Here is a 20,172-nt window from a genome sequence, read left to right as displayed (position 1 = left end):
TTAGTTGGAACTATTTGATTTTTGAGGAAAGTTTATGACATTATCCAGAAACCTTGTGAAAGATATCTGCCAATTTAATCTCAATAAAATCCACAATAGCATCATGTGATATTTCTTCGTTTTGGTACATCGAATATATTTTTGACATATTGTTTTGTTTCACATCTTTTAAAATCCCTTTAGCATCTTGAACATCTTCTATATTTATTTGTAATGATATTAAATAATCCATAAGCATTGTGTGGGCTACAAGACGTTTCTTTAATAATTTTTGTCGATTTAAATCTTCTTGTTTCTTTTGTTTAGAACTATTTAATTTTGCTGAAACAATTATATAATCATCTCTAATTTGCCTATCAATTCGTCTAGCTTCAAGTATAAGTTTTTTATAAGACTCGAGAATTTTTTGGTTGTAAAACTCTAAAAAATTAGAGTAATCGTACATTTTCTTTATATAAACAATTGCCAATTCCTTATAAATTTTGTTGTTTTTTATTTGAGTTTCTAACAGTTGCTTTTCTAATGAAACAAGCTCTTTTTTATCATTAAAAGTTAATTGTTCAAACCCTTCCTTTTTGGGAATATCAATCAATTGCGGTGTTATATCAATGGGGGTTCCCTCGAAGAAATATTTTTTATATCGTATATTAATTGAATCTTTTGAAACGTTTTTTTTCTTCAAATCGATTGTCGGCTTTTTAATTTCAAAACTATAGTTATAACCAAAGGTGGCTGTTAATTCCTTACTATAATCCTCGTGGTTGGTTTGACTATAAAGCTGTATAATATTTAAATTAAAATTATGATGTTCTAATGCTATGTATTTAAAGTTAATTCTAAAATTTGTGATTTTTGATATGTTAGTCATGCCTTTTGATTGATTATACGAAGCACCAAATCGTGTATTAAGTTTATTTTTAAAAAGACCTTTGCCAATACTTATTGTGGGTCCCCAAGTAGTAGATTCTTCTCTTCCAACGGTATTATAGGTAGCGTTAAAAGAAGTGTTTATAGATATATGGTTATCAATAATATTAAAAGAATGTGCTGCGCTAAGATTATGAAAACTGGAAATATCACCTATACGCACATTGCCATTTTGCTCATTAGCTACATCATTTAATAGATAAAATAGGGATACATTTTGAATTCGGTTTTCATTTGAGGTTAGCAAATAATTCAGAGAAAACGATGCGCTTTTTGACAACTGTCTATAATTGAATGCTTCTATTTGTTCTTGTAGTATATTTGCATCATTGATCATATCAAATTGATTTAATCTAGTCTTAGTATAGGTCGTAAAATTAGAAAATGATCCTACTAGAGTAACTTTTTGAGATAGTTGTATTTGAGAATTAACTGAGCCAACGAAACGATTCGTGCTATTAGCTTTTGATTTATTTAAATTATCTCTTTGATACCCTGCATTAATTGCTAATGATACTTTGTTTTTGAAAAGTGAATTATTTAAATTCAACGTAATGTTCTCAAAGTCATTGTTGAAAAAGTAAGCCCCCAGGGTTTCATATCCTGGATCTATATATTCGTAACCAATACCAAAGCTAGAAGATTTAAAATGATACCCTATTCTAGTCTTTAGTGCATTATAATATTGCGTTGATGTGCGATTTTTAATAAAAGTACCAGCAAATGATGGTACTTCGCTATTTGAAACTTCGGATGCTATATCATGGGTAATGGCGGTAGAGGCATATTCTGCTTCAATCGTATAATACTTGCCTAACTTGATATCTCCTTCAATACTCAACACTAAATTTTCTTTTGGTAAATTATCTTTTACTGTTGAAGTTAAATCAATAGAATTTGGATTATCTTTTGCATAGAAACCTATAAATCCAAGTCTATATTTCTGCTTTTTATATTCAGTTTTTATACCATACCCCATTCTTTGATAAGAATAGGTAGCTTGGGGATTATCGTTATATTCAATTGCTTTTCTAAGCTCGCCACCCATAGCACTTACCGTCCACGATTTTGGCAGTGTTATATCTACACCTACTCCTGTAAATTGATGATCACTTAAGGTATACGGTGAGAAATTCATAGACACAGTTCCTAAGTGTGCCGTAATTGACTTATAAGAAGGGTGCAAGCTTAAAGAGTTATAATTAAAGGGGAGCTCATAATCTAAGTTTTGACCATGATTGGAAAAACTGTATTCAATAGGTAGCGTAAAATTGAAGGAACTTACATTTAAAACCCCTTGAAGGAAATAGGTTAATGGTATACGATTAGAAGCTCTATTTGCTGTATAGAAAACACTATTGGCTGTCATTTGACCATTTACTTTAAAGGGTGATCCTTTTATAATATCTGTTACATATTGATTATCTATGGTTTGAGACCATGAAACTATCGGTATTAACAAGAACAGAATAATTTTTCTTAAATACCCACTAGGTGTAATTGTACAAAATTTTAAAATATAACCCTGCACTTTCAATCTTTTTAGCGAATTCACTTAGACTCGATAGTATTTACAATGCCGTCAATTAATTGATAATCTGTGTTAATTTTAATATTCACAAAATCAACTGCAATTCTAGCATTTCTCATATAAGGAACCAGAATATATCCTTTACCGCTATAGAGACCATTACTACCGCTAACTTCATTTAGAGTAACATCAAAATCACCAGCTTTAAAACCTTTACTTAAATCAAGTGAAGCCAAAAGTTCTTGATTCTCTATGTTGATTTTTGGTGGTATTCCACAATTATATTCTGAAACCACCTCGCTAGAGGACACTATATCTGTTGTGAACTGATAAATTTGAGAATACACAAAAGGTCCATTTTTAATGCATTGCCCTCCTACTCTATACTCATAAGTTGTACCTGGTTCTAAATCATAAATTGTAACACTATTACTTGAGGTCTCTCCATCAAACCAATCATTATTGGATCCTTTTTTACGATATTGAACTCTATAATTTTGATGTTCTGAAATCTCCCATATAATGGTTTCTTTGGTGATTCCGGCAGATTTTGCCAAAACATACATAGGTTCCTCACAGGTATCAACATAGGTAAAATAATAGATTTCGCTATATCCATCATTTTTGAAATTAGAAGTTTTACTAATACCATCATTTACTGTAGCTTTTACACGCCAACCATATAACTTATTTGGTAATAACTGTGTCTGACCAGGACCGTACAATAATGCGTTTGCGTTGGTGGTAGTGGTAAACAGTGACGGACTTTTATAAAAGTTGGTTTGAGGATCTAAATTACTATCCCACAATTCTTTTAGCTCAAAATAATACAAAACATTTGTTGCATTAAGATGCCTAGGAGTCCAAGTAAAAAAGATATTTTGTGGATTTCTCATAACTACATGTTCTCCTCTGGATGGTAAATTTAATAATGGAGGATCGTTAAGTACTAGATAGACTGTTGTACAATCTTTTCTAGATACCTTTCGTCCAGAGTTATTATCAAATACTTCAAAACAAATTTTATATAACCCTTCTGGCAACAAACGACTATAGCGATCGGCACTGATACCTTGCAAATTATTTAATTCAAAATAAGACCGAAGATCTATATTTCCTAGTCTTTTAGGGACACCACCTTCTAATACAATGGGAGTAGCTCCTGTAACAAAATCTTTACTTTGTATAGATATGCCGTAACTATTTTCAATATACATTTTGAGACGTACTTGAATAGTAGGCTCTACTACATCGATGAGTAAGAGGTTTAAATATATTCGATCTAGCGAGGCGGTACTATAATCTGATAACCTTAAGCTATAAGGTGGAATAAGTTGAACCGTTGATTGGACAGGCAATATTTGGGCGTTGGTCATTACTGCTACCAAAAACAGAGGTAATAAAAATTTTAATTTCATAATTATCGGGTTTCTTTCTGTACTTTTAAATCTATTAGGATGTAGGAATCAGCTCCATTATCAACAAATTGTTTAATCTTAATAGCTCCTTTTTTACCTTCTTGTGTTTTGAATAAAAGTATTCTGGGCACTACCGAATTGTCAAATGTTAGGTGGTCATCTAATATTATAGATAAAGAATTTAACAATGTATCATCCGTCATCTCATCAAATTGTGCATCGGTTAGTAATGTTGGACAATTACATAGCTCTTGAGCATTAATTAGAATGGTTTTTTTACTATTTCTTATAGTATTAAATGGTGTGTCGGTCAAGCTATCTGGGCTTTTGAACTCATTTCTGACAAATGTATTGTTCAATCCATAAAACACCAGATCGATTGAACTGTTTACTTCAGAATTGATTTCTGAACTATTATATACTCTACGGTTATCAATACTAAAAAAACTACCTATACTATTATTTTTATGAGCAGTGTTAATTCCTAATTTTACATCCTTCAACTCTCTAAGATTTGTGTTTTTATAAAACGTTAGTTTTTGAACCTTACTTTTCACCTCCTTTCCATTATCAGATGTCAAAGTGATCTTGTGTTCACCAATAGTATTAAAAGTCACCTCAATATGTTGATTGTTTGAGAATGCAATATCAGCTCCTTGTATAGTCCAAGTGTAATGTGTAGCACTTATTGATTTATTAGTAAACTTTATCTTTGCTGGAATTTGGTAATCATCATCATCAAAGTTTATTACAAAGTCAAAATCTGATCGTAAATGTGGTGATACTTTCACTAGGGTATCTTTTGTATATACCTCTCTTCCATTGCTTATTTCTAAAGAAATTTTATGGTCTCCAGGTGTTTTAAAAATTATATTTCCCGGGTTTGATGATATTGAGTTTTCTGGATTACCACCCTCAAATATCCATTTAAATGAATCAGCCCCTTTGGAGTAGTTACGAATGGTGTAAACCGCCGGAGAGAAGGTGTTGTCCAAATTCTCGGCTATAAAATCTATTGTTATGGGCTCATCTATTTTTACAATTACAGCTTTGGTATCTGTAGAACCATCAATGTTTGTAGCGGTTAAAGATATTTTATGACTACCTTTCTGGTTAAAAATTATAACACCAGGGTTTCTATCGATAGATCGGGAAATATTAGCGCCCTCAAATCGCCATTCATAATCATCTGCTCCCTCGGTTCTATTAAAAAATATTATGCTTACTGGAATCGAATAATCGTTATTAACTACATCATATTCAAAATCCGTAATTACTGGTATTGCTTCTTCTTTAAGGCACGAACTGAAGACAGAAAACAATAACAGTATGGCTCCTAAGTTTTTTATTCTAAGAATCATTACTCGATAACCAATTTTCTTTGTGATACGCCTCTTGATGTTTCTAATACAACTAGGTATAATCCTGAGGCTAAAGAAACCGAATTATCAAGTAAGAATTCGACATTGTTTACCTCATGTTTTTGATCAAGTACTGCTCCAGAGGTAATATGAATAATTTTTACTGTTATATCAGAAGACTCTTCTAAAGTAATTTTAGTTTGAAATGTACCTGTATTTGGATTAGGATACATAATAAACTCTTTAATAAATTGGTCTTTGTTTGATGGATTGTAGGTTTCTACAGCAGACTGAACAATAATTTTTTTGTTAAAGTCCATATAACAACTTTCAACATATGATCTTAAATTAATATCATATACCCCTTCTTTTTCGAATACAACGGTCAGCTCTTCAAAGTTCTCTTTTATAATTTTAATATTGTTTGGCACCGTCCATTCTACGTTATCTCCTACAGGGTCACTTATATTTATCAAAGTTACTTCCTCGCCAACATAAGCTTGTGTAGCAATTAGATAATGTGCATCAATACCTTTATCTAAAAAATTAACTTTGATAGTATCCTCATTACTACAACCAAATCTATTAGTAATTTTTACTGTATAAACCCCAGATTGATCAAGTTGCACCTTTTTTGCATTACTACTAAAACCTATGTCACTTGACCATTTATAACTTGCTTGAGAATCGTCAATGGTTATATCTAATGCTAAGCTCTGTCCTTGGCAAATTGTATATTCATCGGGCAAATCAAGTGCTATTAATGCTGGGTTTTCAATAGTCGTTTCATAAAAAGCTCTACAGCCTTGATTATCGATAATCTCAAGCGAATAGGTGTCTGCTGTAAGATCACGATTTACATTGTTAGTTACACCATTACTCCAGACATAGGTATAGGGTGGTTCACCACCTGTCACCTCAACTTCAATATAACCATCATTGCCTTGAAAGCAAGTAGGAGCAACTACCTGAACTGGATTTATGACTAAACTGTTGGGTTGTTCTATGGTTACACTACCTTCAATAACGCAACCTTTTGCATCTGTAACATAAATTATATGGCGTCCAGCAAATAGATTACTGGCTGTAGCTGTGGTAGCGCCATTACTCCAATAATATTCATATGGAGGAATCCCTCCGTTCACTGTAGCAGTGGCCGTAGCATCAGCTCCATTAAAGCATGTAATATCTGTTTTTTCAAAAGAAATAGATAATTTTTGCGGCTGAGATAAATAAAAAGTACTGTTTATAGGAGTTACAAGCATATATTCTATTTCTCCTTCACTATTCACAAAAGGACTATAGTTACCTAAAATGATTCCATTTTTATCTTTAATATTTAAAGCATACTCTCCATAACTTTGATACTTAATAATACTATCATTTATCGCTATGTCTGTCCATACATTATTTACTTTCTTTTTCCAATTATAATAGTAGGGTAATCCGCTTCCATTAGCATTTACGGGAACATCACTAGATAGAGGTACTTTATTCTCTGTATTAAATCGTAGTCCACCCGAGACGTGTGCTACAATTTGACCATCTTGAAACTGATCTGCTATGCCGTAAGGAGTTTCAAAATCCCTACCATCGCTAAATTTGTTATAAATATTACATGATATAGGATTTATAACTTCAAATACTACTTCGATTGGATCTGGTTGCCGAAGATTGACACTTATATTATCTTCATAACAACCTGTTTGGTATATCGCTTCATTGTAATTTTTGTCTGAGATCCATAACGAGTAGATATCTGCCCCTACAGAATGTAAAGTAAGTACAAACCCCTCTTTATTATCTAACACTTCTATTGTAACAGTATTTTGAATAACACCAGTCGAATTTTTGAATTGATACGTATAGGTGCCATCTGTGTAGGGTGTTCCTCCTTTTATAATATAGCTGATCTTACCATCATTGAAACCATAAGCTGTAGGTTCTTTATAATAAACTTGCTCTACATTTAAGGGTTGATCTGGCTCTGTAATGATTTTGGTAATTATAGTATTCGCAATATCATTCTTATAGTGACCGATACAATATGTATATCCTATTTTTTTCCGAACCTTTATTTCATAAGTACCGGGTCTGAGATCTCCCTCCATATGTTGGTCTACGTTGTCAAATTCTTGCCAATTTAATCCTGAATTATCTCCTATTTCCTTAATAGAAAACTGATAAACGCCATTCCTACCTCCCTCTGCATTTATAGTTATAGATCCATCATTATTGTTGTCAATTACACCATCTCCATCATTACAATTAGCATCTCTTACAGAAACATCAAAAAGGACTTGTAATGGATCTTCGATAATTACAGGGGCTTCGGGATCTCTGACTATAGTACTAAGAATTGTTCCGTTGAAAGTTAGATTACCTCCGGCAAATTCAATTTGATACTCACCAGCTTTTACACCTTCAAATGTGTAACTATAAGTATTATTTGGTTCAGTTTTAAAAGTAGTAAGAATACTACTGGTATATCTTATTCCGAGATTGTCTTTAAGATTAATTGTCAACTTCTCTTTAAGAGTACTGTTTAAATTTCTACTAAAATTTATCTTTACTTTTCCATCTCCCTGATAACAGATCGGATCAGTTTTTTCTACAGCTGTAACTTTAGGAGCGGAAGGATAGTAGGTAAATGAAATAGCATTTGAATCCTGACAGCCAGCATCTAAAACCAAACGTACTCTTTTTCCATAATCTGATGGTTCTAAAAATTCGTTACCCCTAATATGTAATACTTTATTTCCTTTTTCTACAGTAACAAAGCGACTGGAAATGGATCTGTAGTTTGATTCACTACCGACTTTAAACTTCCAATAGTAACTATAGTCATTACGATTATCCAATAGATTATCTGGAACGCTCACCGTAATATATTCTTCACTTGCCAGATATAGAGGAGAAGTTGGGGTCTTAAGTTCTATTACAGGATCAGATTTAACCCTTAGGTTTCGCATATAAACATAAGCAGCATGAAAGTAAAACGTATCTCCATAATAGCCATCATCTGGTTGCCAAAATCCACTATATCGCTTAGAATCACAACTGCCTTTATACTCTACTTTGATGACATCCATACCTCTGTCTCTAAACTCATTAGTCCACCAACTATCTGGGAAATCATAAATAGCCCAACCTTTACACAAAAATCTGTCTACAAAATCATTGTCTATATGCACCTTTATAGGAAACTGATGCTTTGTAAACTGATAATCACCTGTATTGTATTCAAAATTTCCTACCTTACCGTTAGTATTTATTGTGTTAAGGCGGTTATTATCTTTATCCAGAAATCTTATCTCTTGCATACCATTGTCACAGGTAATATTAAAAACTCCAACATCTGTATGGGATCTATCTCCCGAAACATTAAGTCTATAATAAGCTTTGTTACCTTGAATAAGTTTGATGCCATCCTGTGCATTTATCACAATTGTGGTATATATAAAAAGTAGTAACAGTATATATTTTTTCATAATTAGAATAATTCTAGTAGATAACCTCTACAGCTTTAGTTTGTGGTATTTCTCCATTTGCAAAAATTGCTTTAAGAATATACGTATATGTATTATCTGGATTTACTCTGGTATCTACCAATTGATTAGTATTTGGTAATAGTTGTCGCCACAACATAGGTTTTTCTTGATTTTTTGAGCGATATACAAGTACCTCTGTGACTGAACTTGGCATTTTTTTCCAAGAAATAGTAATTTTCTTTTCCTCTCTATCTGCGTAGAAGCTAAACCCTTTTATACTTGAACTATTAACAATCATATTGGCGGTAATTGTAATAGGGGTAGCTGTTTCTGATAGTAATTGATTTTCATCAATTGCTATGATTTTATATTTATATTTACTTCCTGTAGTTATATTTTTATCCAAATAATTAGCTATAGAATCAGTCGTAAAAATTAAATGCCACCCATTTTTTGTTTGATCTGCGGTTAGCTCTTTTTTATACAATTTATGTGCTACTACATCTTGACTACTACTGTTAATCCAGCGTAAAAAAATACCTTCCTTCGTACTATTAAAATCTTTAAATATGGGGGGTACTGGCGGAACGATATCTGGTTTTTTTACCTCTAATTTTTTAGATAATTTTGATACATTATACCTTTTATCTAATGCTACTACTTGATAAAAAACACTAGAGTTTAACGACTTGATTTGTATAGTATCTGTAAAAGTCGTTGTTACTATAAGATCTGTATTGATGGGGATCGTCTTTTCTGTTCTCAAGTTTGCTTTTCTTACGATATACCCTTTTATATCCTTTTCTTGGTTTGGTTGCCAAGATACCCTCACAATTCCCAAAGAGTCAACTACAGCTTTTAATCTTACTGGTGCTAAGGGCGCTACCGAATCTATGGGTTGCACAAAATACTTTAAAGAAGTGGTCTTATAATTACCTAATCCGATAGCATTTACCCTATAATAATTGGATGCTTCAACCTTATCTATTTGAGCTGATCTCTTGTTTTTTGGGATATTTTTTTTAATTGTCACAAAAGGTCCTTCTGCCTTTGATGCCCAGTCTACGGTAAAGGCTTTAATTTGCTTCTCGGATTTTGAATCAAACTTCCAATTTAATATCACATCCTTAGTTGCGGTGATACTATCTGAAGTAATTTTGGGAATTGATGTTAGTTTTTCAACCCCTTTTACTGAAATGATTTTAGAGGGAGGACTTTTTTCTCCAAAAGCAGAAATCCCAAGAACTCTATAATAATATGGTTTATAATTTGCAGTGATACTATCTTTATAAAAAAATTGATTATTTGATACTTGATCTTGACTGAAATTTATAAAAGGTAATCCCCCATTAATCTCTTCAAAATGTATACTATCTTCAGATTTTTCTAGAGTATACGCTGTGTATATTGATTTATATACTTCTTTGTCCCAACTAAGAGTCACTTTCTTATCCTCTGGCAATGCGTATAGGTCAATGGGTGGTGGTAGTATTTCTTTCTTTTCTGTATGAATTAGTTTTAAACCGATTTTTACATTAAGTTGAGGATCTATGTTTTTAATTCTATATAAGTATTCTGTCTTTGGTTGTACACTAGTATCAACGTACCCCAAACCCGCGAGTTTAGCAGTTTCAAAATCCATATCTGCAGCTAGTAATACAAATGAAAATCGATTATCTAAATCTTTTTTGATAGTAAACATACTCTCTATAGGAGTAGAGGTAGGATTTACATTGGTTTTACCATATAACAATTGTGCTACAACTGCTGCATATTTATTATTTTCTGCAAATGTTTTCCATTCATCTAATGGCTTAGGTTTTATAGTATCCAGAATTTTTTTATCATAGGAAGGAGGCATCAGTTTCCCTTTTTTTCTTACTGTTATACGTTCAATTAAATACCCACTTTTATTGAGTTTTTTCCAAATTGACGGAGTATTTGGGGCCCATCTTAAATTAATGTGTGTTTTCTTATTGCTCGCTAAAACCTTAATTGCTGGTATAATTTCATTTTCTTGAGAAAATAGTTTATTGTAAATACTTAAAGTAAAGATGGTTATAATGTATATAGTTGTCTTTTTCATCAATATGTCAATTAAAACGTAAATTCAAATATTGCGTAGGTTTTACGTATTCCGCCAGGTAACACGTAATTAAATCGCGTCTTATATTTTCCTTCCCGCATAAAAACGAAGGTATTATCAAGAAACTGCAATGCTTTCTGATCCATCTGTATACCATTATGGTAGTCATCACTTATGCTTACCATGATGTTCTCAAAATCATCTCTATATACTTTGGGCAACATATATTTAAACGGGAAACTTTTTAATCGCCAATCATCATCTGTGTTATTTGCGATACTTGCCAAATAATTTGTCCTTACTAAAACTGCTTTTGAAGGCGCAACTCCTAAAATATTAGTGTCTCGGTTAAAGTCATATTTGTTAGCGATTGGATAAGTATTATAAAGTAAGGGTGCAATATCTTCTTTAAAGTACGCGTCCTCTAGCGTTGCATTTGCAACTATTAGTGGTACATTACCAGAGTAACTATTCCCTTCTAGTTCTATTAAATCAAATCCTTCATCATGTTTTTTAATAGTTGATCCTAAATAAATCGCATCCATATAAACTTTTCCAATAAAATTTTTATCGGTCTTAATTGATTGCATTTTGTTTCTAAAAGTGGTATACTTACTAGTAGAAAATTTATATGTGAGTCGCTCTACTTCTGCGTCATTTTTGATTATATTTTCCGCTTGATTTTTTTTAATTGTATATGTGCTTCCATTACTATCAGTATTGTTTACCTTATTGGTTTTAACTACTGTTTGAGTAGTTAGTTTAGCTTCAATTGGCTTGCTAATAATTTTTATGGTATGCTCTGTCTCTTTATCTACTTTTGGGATAGTGTACGACAGTTGGTTACTTGTGTTATTATACTGGATAGAAGTTTCTTGCGTTTTATTAGCAATAGTATTCAAATACTTAATGCTAGTCTGCCAATGAGAATTTTCAAATAAATAATCTTGCCCTTTTTTCAGTTTAAGATATCCTGTTGGATGCTCATCGCGATAAAACATTTTTTGATCTACTACAGGGTAGCAATATTGAATATTGGATAACGGGATATAACTAGGCGCATCTCCAGTTACAAATTTTAATGATTTCGTTTCCAAATATTCTTCTCCATTAATCGTATAAGTTCTAAAAACCCCTTTGACCTTTTCTTGCAGTGCTACTTCCACCTCCATTGTCAACTCTTGATTTGGAGGTAGAATATCTAAGGATTCGAACGTAACTTTAGTGTTCAAGGAATTCCATGATAATTTTCCTTCTATTTTTTTATTATTGGCATCCTTAATAGTGAATGTTTTGATTTTTATTTTATACGTTTTAGTTTGGCTATTTACATCTTGAATCTCAATCGGAGTATTTGCTTCCATGGACAATGCTACTTGGGGAGAAGTAAATACATCTACATTACTGTCGTTATCTGTAGGTGAAAGGCTTGAAATCAATTCGACTCCTAGTGCATTATCTGGAACAGGATTACAAACTTCACCTATAGTGATATCTTCATTTATGCGACCTTTAATAAAACCACCTAAAACACTATAGTTTGCTGAAAATCTTGCCTGAAACCAATTAGGATTAGGTCCTCCAAACTTTCCTAAAAATGCACCTCCCCCTTCAATTATAGGAAACCTTCTATAATCTCCAAATACTTCGACACCTATACCTAATTCTCCCTGCATAAAGGCATACGCATGTCCCGTAGCGTAAAAACCATTACTACCAATAGGAGATATTCCATTACAGGTCATTTGATTATCATATGATTTTAATAATACATCAACCCCTATTCCTGCTGTAAAGCGAGCATAAAGTGGACCAATTGTTAAATTACCCGTATCAAACTCGAATGCTAAACCAAATGCAGCTCCTCTCCCTGTAGACAGTTGATTTTTATATCTGTTTTGTTGTTCCTCTAATACTCTTAATTTATCACCTAAAATATTTAGCACTCTGTAAGGTGGAGGAATAGCTTTTGGTAAATTTTCACCAAGCATAACATATCCAGAATAATCTATCCTAAAATCTCCAAATCCCGATGAGAGCCCCATTCTATTTAATGGATTTCCAAAATGAGCAAACCATCCATCACTGTTGATCTGAATGATCCCTTCTACAGCCTTTTTAGCTCTTCCTTTCCCAATTATTAAGCCATCTGCTATATCCGTATATACATCCATATAGGTATAAAATGCTCGATTTTTTATATCAAATTGTCCAAATAAATATGCATCTACGCCATCAACATCTGGCATGGATTGTATTTCTGTTACATCGGTTCCCGCCTCTTCTTCAGAAATTCTCTCTGATAAGGATCTTGTATCTCTAATTTCATTATTCGTTACATTATTACGTATTCTTCGTTCCTCATTTTCTTTGTTACCTGTAGCATTATTTGCTACAACTCCATTTTCTTCTTTCCTTTCAGCTGCTTCCAATTGTTGAGATAACTGTTTTTTAAAAGGCATGTTGGGGTTGTCAAGTTTGTTAAGTCCTCTCGCTTGTCCCATAAAAGAAATACTATTTATACCTCCATGTCGATTAATATTTAATTCGGCTCCTACTCCACAACGCATTAAATTATCGCCTCCATGATGCCAGAATATCATGAATTTTAATCCATAGTTTCCCATTGAAGGTTCATAGGAAAAACCAGAAGGTGAGACTTTGGAACTTGCATTCCCCGAGTCCATTCGTCTTTTCATATTAACATACATTCCTCCTCCAAATCCGTTAATTTCAAAATATCCTTTTGGGAGTGTAATTGTTGAATTACTAAATAATTTTTGAGGAAACTCTGCAGAAAAATCTACGTACCAAAATGATGCATCTTCTGCAAATAATACTTTTGATTTGATTCTTAAATTTGTGTTACTATTATTCTCTTCGTAGTTTTGTTCCGTCTTCTTTCGCTGTGAATCTGTAAAATCTATTTTAATTTCTCCATCACCGGCAAATGCATTTCCATAAATTGAATCTCCATAAGTTCTTTTTACAAAAGCTTTTAATTTTAAGAACGTCCATCTTCCTTTTACAGCTATTTTTGCCCATCTAGTATCCTTATAAACTATTTTGGATATCCCGTTAGTAACTTGATCCTTTGCAACAATATCTATACTAGTACTTCCTCTAATAAACTTTTTCTCATCACCGCCCGTAAAATCCATACTTACATCAAAACCTAAAGTCTTTTCATTTTTTTCGGGATTACTTTTATAAGTTATAGCATCCAGTGACATGTTAAGTCTTGATTTTTTTTGTGGCTCTATTTTTTCCTTTACACCGTCGGTATACTTAAAATTATTGTTGTATTTTTCTTTAACATTACTACCATTACCCATCGCTACACCTTCGGTATATCCCAAATATTCAATATCTAGTGTAGAACCCTCTGTCTTCATTTTGAGACCTTCAAATGTGATCCCTTTAAATCGAACCATATCAGTTTCATCCTCAGTTTTTCCTTGATCCGAAGTATATGATTGTACTGCATTTTCTGCCGCTTCTCTTTGTTTCTTTGAGGATATAATGGTTGTCATTATTCCATTAAAATTAGTTTCTGGTCTAAAATTATTATCGACAACAGGCATTTTTATATAAGAACCAGCCCTTAATTTTACAGATGCATAAAAGACGGGGATATCAATTTCATTTAGTGTAGAAACGTTAACACTATACTCATCATCAGATATTAAACCTGTATACTGTAATAAGGAAGTTTCATGCTCATCAGGTAGAACTCCATTATTGTCATTGTATAAAGGATATACTGCTCCATTAGTTTTATCTTTGAGATCCTTAAATATAGGAAGATGCATAGCTCCTGAGAACTCTGAGTTAGCAATTCTATTATGAAGCAATTCTAAACTAAATTGAGATACTGAAAAAGGCCAACCGATAGGCTCTGAAGTTACTCCCTCATCAATAGCTATTATATCTTTTTCAGTTACTGTTACAGATACCCCGTTATTGTCTATTAGTAAATTAGTTGCGTCAATTTGTATTCTTTCACTATTTTCAATACTTTTCTTAGTTTTAAATACCTTTGGCAAACCTATTTGTAATGACTCTATAAAGATTCCTCTCCAACTATTTTCATTTGGTAATAAAACACCTGAATCCAGATAATGCTGAGGAAATACAATATTTTCGGGATTTCTACTATCACTAAAATCAAAAATAGCCTTGTTGCTTGTGAATGTAAATTTATTTTCCTGATTTACTAAAGCAAATGGAGATAATTGTACAGCTACTATCAAATCATTCCATGAAGCTGCATCTGCTGTAAAAGTTCCTTTAACGGTCTCTGTTGTATTGGTTAAAGAATCACCACTTGGTTGTACAGGTACTAGCAAATTCCTCGAAATCTCTACATGTCCGTTAATACTCATGCCTGTTACGCCATAACAATCTATAGATACAAAGGACAGCCCATCCATAGTAGGATTTGCATACTCAGCAGTACCTTTTAATGATAGTGTCCAGCTTGATGAATGAAAAGGAATGGCAATATCCCCCAATAAGACTAAATTAGCATTCCCAGAGGTACCACCGTTTCCTATAAGACCTCCTTCCTTTGATAATTGAACATTATTAGCTCCAAAAAATAATTCTATTGGTTGACCATTCATGTCGGATTGAGGCAAAATAACTTTAACAAAAACTTTAAATAGTGCAGTTAATCCAAATTGAGCCTCTGCAAAAGCTATCTGATATTCTACTTCATCTACGACTTCTTTTATTCCCGCAGGAAGAATAACCTCATTATTGACGCCAGAAAATGTAGAAATCCAATTGTTGGATTCTGCAATTTTGTCGAAAATTGCTTTTGCTTCATTTTTATTTTTTTCTAAAGCTGAAAATTTATTTTTATCGCTTAATGAAGTTGTGCTAAAAGACTTATTGTTTAAATCAATTTTTGAATTATTGGGCGAATCAAAATTATATCTAGTTGTATAACTTTTTACTGAAAAACTCAAAAAATAAAAGAACAATAAAGTCAGTAATTTAATAGTAATTGTAGGCACTTTAGTAATTATTTTGGGGTTGATATTAAATAATTATTATTTGAAAGCGAATGTATAATTAAAACCAAAAAGGATTATTTTATGCTTATTACTATATCTTGACTTTTGTATTAAGTATTTATTAACTTTATAATTTGTCCTTTTCTTTTCGTCTACTTTTCTTTAACGGAATCCTTTTTTCTTGGATGTTAATATGAGCACTCATACTTAATGTTGAGGACTACTTTTTTACACACCTATTTTATACTCTTATGCTTCAAGAAAGTATTTAGTATAGGTTCTTTAAAAAGAATGGTTTATCGAGATTCATCCAAAGCTATTATGATCACTTACTTTCATACTGCACGATTTTAATTTTTAACAAATCATGATGAATGCAGTTCTAATTTGATATTTTTGCGCTAAGAAATTAAAATAGGCATGCAAAAATTACGTCATATAATGCTCGTTGGAACTGGATCTGATGTTGGGAAGAGTTGGATTACCACAGGCATTTGTAGATGGCTTAAACAAAGTGGCTATCGACCAGCACCATTTAAAGCGCAAAACATGTCTCTTAATAGCTTTTCTACACCTGATAGTTTAGAGATAGGAAGAGCACAGGCTGTACAGGCAGAAGCTTGTAAAATTGCGCCAATGGCAGCTATGAATCCTATTCTATTAAAACCTTCCTCTATCAATAAATCTCAAATTGTTTTGCATGGCAAACCAATCGGGGATCAAACTGCCAAAGAATACTTTCTGGGTGATAATAAAAAACAGTTGTTCAATGAAGCCAAAAAATCTTTTTCATTTTTAGCCTCAAAGTACAATCCAATTGTATTAGAAGGAGCTGGTAGTATCAGTGAACTTAATCTAAAACATAGAGATATTGTAAATATGCGAATGGCAAAAGCTGCAAATGCTTGCGTTTATCTAGTTGGCGATATTGATAAGGGAGGAATATTTGGGAGTGTATACGGTACCGTTGAATTACTCGAAGATTGGGAACGAAAGTTATTAAAAGGTATCATCATTAATAAATTTAGAGGAGATCCAGCACTTTTTCAAGAAGGTAAAAAGAAGTTAGAAGAACTCACTGGTTTACCTATTCTCGGCATTCTTCCATATGCCAAAGATATCGTAATTGAAGAAGAAGATTCTGTCGCTCTCACTTCAAGAAATAAAACATCTGAAGCAAATAAGGTTAACATTGCCGTTGTTCACCTGTTATACATGTCTAACTATACCGATTTTCAATCTTTGGAACAGGAACCGTTGATCAATCTTTATTTCACAAGAGATATCCAAGAAATTAAAAAAGCAGATGTTCTTATTATTCCAGGTACAAAAAATACTATAGAAGATTTAATCGCCTTAAAATCTGATGGATTAGCTCAGACAATAAAAGAGTTATATGACCATATTACGATCATAGGAATCTGTGGAGGCTTTCAAATGCTAGGTACTGTTATCAATGATCCTTTTGCTGTAGAAAGTACTATTAAATCTGAAAGTGGCTTGGGCCTATTTGATATCCAAACAACACTTTCAAAAACAAAACAAACGATACAACGCACTTTCAAATATAAAGATTTTGAAAAACTATGCGAAGGGTATGAAATACACATGGGAGAAACTATTATCCCTAAAAACAGATCTTTAAATCGCATAAATGGTGTTGATGAAGGCTATTTTGACGGAAAAAAAGCTTGGGGTACATACCTACACGGCATTTTTGATAATCAAGAAGTCGTCACAGAATTACTACAGTTAAAATTCCCTGATGCAAAGGCTAAAGATTACAAAGCATTTAAAGCTAATCAATTTGATAAATTAGCCAATTGGATTGATACTAATTTGGATATGGCTACCATTATAGAAAATAGCAAGCAAGAATGTTAAATGGACACGGTGACGATCTTCACCTTATAAAAGGAAAAATTAAATATAATTTTAGCTCTAATGTGTATTATCAAGGAGCTCCCAAAACATTACTTACTCATATACTAGAAAGTGTTCCTCTCATTCAAAACTATCCCTCGCCTACTGCGCATGAACTTAATAAATTAGCTGCTAAAAAATTTGGACTTACCAGTGAAAATTTTTTATTTACAAATGGAGCGACCGAAGCTTTTTATCTTATTGCACAATTTTTTGCTAACAAAAAGGCTGCCATCCTAGCACCAACATTTGCTGAATACGAGGATGCCTGCAAAATTTTTAATCTCGACTATCAATTAATATCAATAACAGAAATTAAGGATGTAACTACCGATGTAATTTTTATATGCTCTCCCAACAACCCTACAGGTACAACTTTAGCTACCAATCAGCTAGAGACTCTTGTTGAACTAAAACCTGAAACTACATTTGTTATTGACGAAGCCTATATTGAATTCACAGAAAATACAACATCGCTACTATCGTTGACTATAAAATATAGCAATTTGATTGTTGTACGCTCTCTAACCAAAACATTTACTATACCTGGATTGCGTTTAGGGTATATGGTATCCCATCCCAAAATTACCAGACAAATCACCGCTCTCAAAATGCCTTGGAGTGTTAATGCACTAGCTATAAAAGCAGGCGAATTTATATTTAACAACTATGAAAGTCTCCAATTTGACGCTTCAAAATTATTAAAAGAAACAGCCATTTTTAAAAACGAGCTCTCCAAATTGAAAGGATTAAAAATTCACCCCAGTACCACTTCATATTTTTTAGTTCAATTAGTGCATAAATCTGCTCGTGAACTAAAAGAATATTTAATAGATAACCATCAAATTCTTATTAGAGATGCTACCAATTTTAAAAAATTAGATGGTGAATACATACGATTATCAACACAAGACAAGAAAGCTAATTCTATGTTAATAAAAGCGTTAAAAGAATGGATATAATTCCTATATACGTCTTAATAGTTGCTTTTGGACTAGATTTGGTATTGGGAGATCCTAAAAAATTACCTCATTTAATCGTAGGATTTGGTAAAATTATTTCTAAAGGAGAAAAGTGGTTAAATAGAAATCGCTATAAAAGCTTACTTGGTGCCTTATTAGCCACTTTTTTAATTAGCACCTCATTTGTTATTCCATATTTCATTTTACAATGGTTACACATAAATTCTCTACCATTTATGGTCTTGATATTTTCAATCGCAATGTTATTTTATTGTCTCGCTAATAAAACGTTGATAAAAGAAGGTCAAGCAGTTTTTGATGCGTTAGAGTATCAAGGCTTAGAAGCTGGTCAAAAACGCTTGTCTTGGATCGTAGGGCGCGAAACAGACAAATTAGACAAACAACAAATTAGAATTGCAACTTTTGAAACAATGTCAGAGAATCTTAGTGATGGTGTTATAGCTCCCTTATTCTATTTTTTACTTCTGGGAGTTCCGGGTGCAATGGCTTATAAAATGATTAATACCTTGGATTCTATGATCGGATATAAGAACGAGCGTTTCATAAAATTCGGAAAATTTGCTGCAAGAGTTGATGATATCGCTAATTATATACCTTCCAGAATAACCGCTTTACTAATTTTAAGTGCCCGCTTAAAGTTTAAAGGAATATCTTTTGTTATCAAACAAGGTAAAAATCACAGTAGTCCCAACGCAGGATATCCAGAGGCTGCATTGGCCTATGTATTAAGTTGCCAGTTTGGCGGTCCTAATTATTATCACGGTACATTGGTAAATAAGCCCTTTATTGGCCACACTAATAGAAAAATAAAACACAAAGAAATCAAAACTGTTACAAATATAAATTATACAGTAAGCATTGTATTTGTCATCATAATTATTGGAATTTTGTATTTATTTCAAAATGTATAGTCAGCAAAAAAAATATATCATTACCGGGGCTCCTGGAACAGGAAAAACTACATTAATTAATTTGCTCAAAGATACTGTCCCTTGTATGGACGAAGTTGCTAGAAAGGTCATTATCAAGGAACAAAAAAGTAATCAAAAAGGCATGCCTTGGGCAGATATTACCCGTTTTGCTAAACTTGTTTATACACAAACTCACCAAGAACTTTTAGATACCAATACGCAAATATGTGATAGATCTTTGTTAGATCTTACCGCATACTTAACGGTAGCTAATAAAGTGATTCCCTCATACCTACTCCATTTTCCTTATAAACAAATATACCATACTCCGGTATTTTTTGCTCCTACTTGGTTTGATATTTATTGTCAAGATCCGCAAAGATTGCAAAAATTCGAATATTGTCTAAGGTTAGAAAAATCATTACTAGAACACTACACAAAAAAAGGATTTGAAATAATCATGCTGCCTAAGTCCTCTCCAATCAAAAGAAAAAAACTCATTTTGGATTCTATCTTGTAA

General features: G+C 32.5%; 10 protein-coding genes. 4 read left to right on the top strand and 6 right to left on the bottom strand.

Translation table 11 applies throughout. The features are described 5' to 3' along the window. Nucleotides 1-40: 40 nt before the first annotated feature. From ACE939_RS03415 to ACE939_RS03390, 6 genes are all read right to left on the bottom strand, one after another. Nucleotides 41-2,389, bottom strand: coding sequence for a hypothetical protein (locus ACE939_RS03415; protein ID WP_378187382.1), 2,349 nt, complete (start codon nt 2,387-2,389; stop codon nt 41-43). A gap of 89 nt (nt 2,390-2,478) precedes the next feature. Then, entirely contained in the window at nt 2,479-3,876 is a 1,398-nt protein-coding gene (locus ACE939_RS03410) for a fibronectin type III domain-containing protein (RefSeq protein ID WP_378187381.1), read from the bottom strand. Between the two features lie 2 nt (nt 3,877-3,878). Next, entirely contained in the window at nt 3,879-5,237 is a 1,359-nt protein-coding gene (locus ACE939_RS03405) for a PKD domain-containing protein (RefSeq protein ID WP_378187380.1), read from the bottom strand. After that, on the bottom strand, nt 5,237-8,728 hold the full coding sequence (locus ACE939_RS03400) for a T9SS type A sorting domain-containing protein (RefSeq protein WP_378187379.1): 3,492 nt from the start codon (nt 8,726-8,728) through the stop codon (nt 5,237-5,239). The genes ACE939_RS03405 and ACE939_RS03400 overlap by 1 nt, the downstream gene beginning before the upstream one ends. 13 nt (nt 8,729-8,741) lie before the next feature. Continuing rightward, nucleotides 8,742-10,814, bottom strand: coding sequence for a hypothetical protein (locus ACE939_RS03395; protein ID WP_378187378.1), 2,073 nt, complete (start codon nt 10,812-10,814; stop codon nt 8,742-8,744). A gap of 11 nt (nt 10,815-10,825) precedes the next feature. Then, a complete protein-coding gene (locus ACE939_RS03390; protein ID WP_378187377.1) occupies nt 10,826-15,835 on the bottom strand; it encodes a hypothetical protein in 5,010 nt (1,669 codons plus the stop codon). Nucleotides 15,836-16,255: 420 nt separating this feature from the next. Here ACE939_RS03390 and ACE939_RS03385 point away from each other — a divergent pair, with 420 nt between their 5' ends. The 4 genes from ACE939_RS03385 to ACE939_RS03370 are packed head-to-tail and all read left to right on the top strand — an operon-like array spanning nt 16,256 to nt 20,172. Beyond that, nucleotides 16,256-17,719, top strand: a complete 1,464-nt coding sequence (locus tag ACE939_RS03385) for a cobyric acid synthase (protein ID WP_378187376.1) — start codon at nt 16,256-16,258, stop codon at nt 17,717-17,719. Further along, nucleotides 17,713-18,720 carry a pyridoxal phosphate-dependent aminotransferase gene (locus ACE939_RS03380; protein ID WP_378187375.1) on the top strand — a complete coding sequence of 336 codons (1,008 nt, stop codon included), beginning with the start codon at nt 17,713-17,715 and terminating at the stop codon, nt 18,718-18,720. The genes ACE939_RS03385 and ACE939_RS03380 overlap by 7 nt, the downstream gene beginning before the upstream one ends. Beyond that, entirely contained in the window at nt 18,711-19,652 is a 942-nt protein-coding gene (cbiB, locus tag ACE939_RS03375; RefSeq protein ID WP_378187374.1) for an adenosylcobinamide-phosphate synthase CbiB, read from the top strand. Before ACE939_RS03380 ends, cbiB begins: the two co-directional genes overlap by 10 nt. Then, a complete protein-coding gene (locus ACE939_RS03370; protein WP_378187373.1) occupies nt 19,645-20,172 on the top strand; it encodes an AAA family ATPase in 528 nt (175 codons plus the stop codon). Before cbiB ends, ACE939_RS03370 begins: the two co-directional genes overlap by 8 nt.

This window comes from Aquimarina rhodophyticola, from assembly GCF_042434915.1.
GTDB lineage: Bacteria > Bacteroidota > Bacteroidia > Flavobacteriales > Flavobacteriaceae > Aquimarina.
Note: the sequence above shows the minus strand (reverse complement) of the source record. Positions and strands in the feature narration are given on the sequence as shown.